Genomic DNA, 1,119 nt, shown 5'->3' with positions numbered 1-1,119 from the left:
CTACTGCACCAGCACCGAGCGTCCGCAAGTCGCGCCGGTGACCCGCACATCGGCCTCGCCGACATGCACGCCAAGCACCGCAAGCACATTGTAGACGAGGTTGTCGACCGGCGCGGTGACGCCGTTGAGCAGCGTCGTCACCGCCGGCTTCACCGTGCCGAGCAGGGTGGTCGCGTCGAGACCGAGGCCGAGCGCGTTGACCGTCAGCGACAGGTTGTTCACCAGCGAGGTGGTGAGCGACTGCGTCAGGTTCTTGGTCGACACTGTCTTGATCGCCTTGTTGGCGATCTCGGTGGCGCTGAAGGTCAGGTTCGTCGGCGCCATGCTGGTGACCGAGAAGGCCGACGATCCCTTGATCTGCAGGAGATTGAGGTTGGCCAGCAGCATCTTGAGGCTGACGTCGGCGATGTCGGCGTCGCTGAAGGATTGCGGCTTGCCGAAGTCTGCGAAGCCGCTGGCGTTGCTGTCGGCGAGATGGGCCGCGACGACGCCCGGCTGCGCGGCGATGGAGACCTTGATGCTGGAGGGCCCGGTCGGGCAGCTGATGTCGGTCAGCTTGGCTTCGGCATAGGCGACCTCGATATTGAGCGGCAGGTTGACGGCAAGCAGCTTGACGCCGCCGCCCAGCTTCATGCCGGCTGTGCCATTTCCGGTGCCGTTGCCAAAGCCATTGCCGTTGTTCCCGTTTCCAATCCCGACGCTGGGATTGAGCTTGATGCGCGTCTGCGCCGTGCGCACCACTGTGCCCAATTCTCCCACCGCCAGCCATGGCGAGGACTGCATGGGTTCGCCGATGGCGACCTGGAGCGTAGTCGATGTCAGTCCCGGTATCGTCGCCCCGAGGTCGACCGTAACCTGGTTCGTGCCGTTGGCGAGCGCCGCGGCTGCGCTCACCATGCTCATGGCGCTGGCGCTGACCGAAAGCCCGGCGGGCTTCTGTCCGAGCCCCAGACTGCCCACCGAACCGAGGTCGACGAGATGGCCAAGCGGGATCTTGACCGAGTTGGTGGCGCTCGAGGCCATGGTCTGCAGCGCGAGCTTGGCGGTGCGGTCGAGCCCGGGCACGTTGGCCATCGCGGTGGTGATCTGGCCGACCGTTGCCTTCGAGCCGAGCACATC

At 65.7% G+C, this 1,119-nt stretch carries 1 pseudogene; it reads right to left on the bottom strand.

Annotated features, from left to right (window positions below):
- Positions 1-1,119, bottom strand: a pseudogene (locus tag EOA79_RS32160) (hypothetical protein); the annotation flags it as partial.

This window comes from Mesorhizobium sp. M1A.F.Ca.IN.020.03.2.1, from assembly GCF_004023205.1.
Classification (GTDB): domain Bacteria; phylum Pseudomonadota; class Alphaproteobacteria; order Rhizobiales; family Rhizobiaceae; genus Mesorhizobium.
This window is presented reverse-complemented; position numbering and strand designations above follow the sequence as displayed.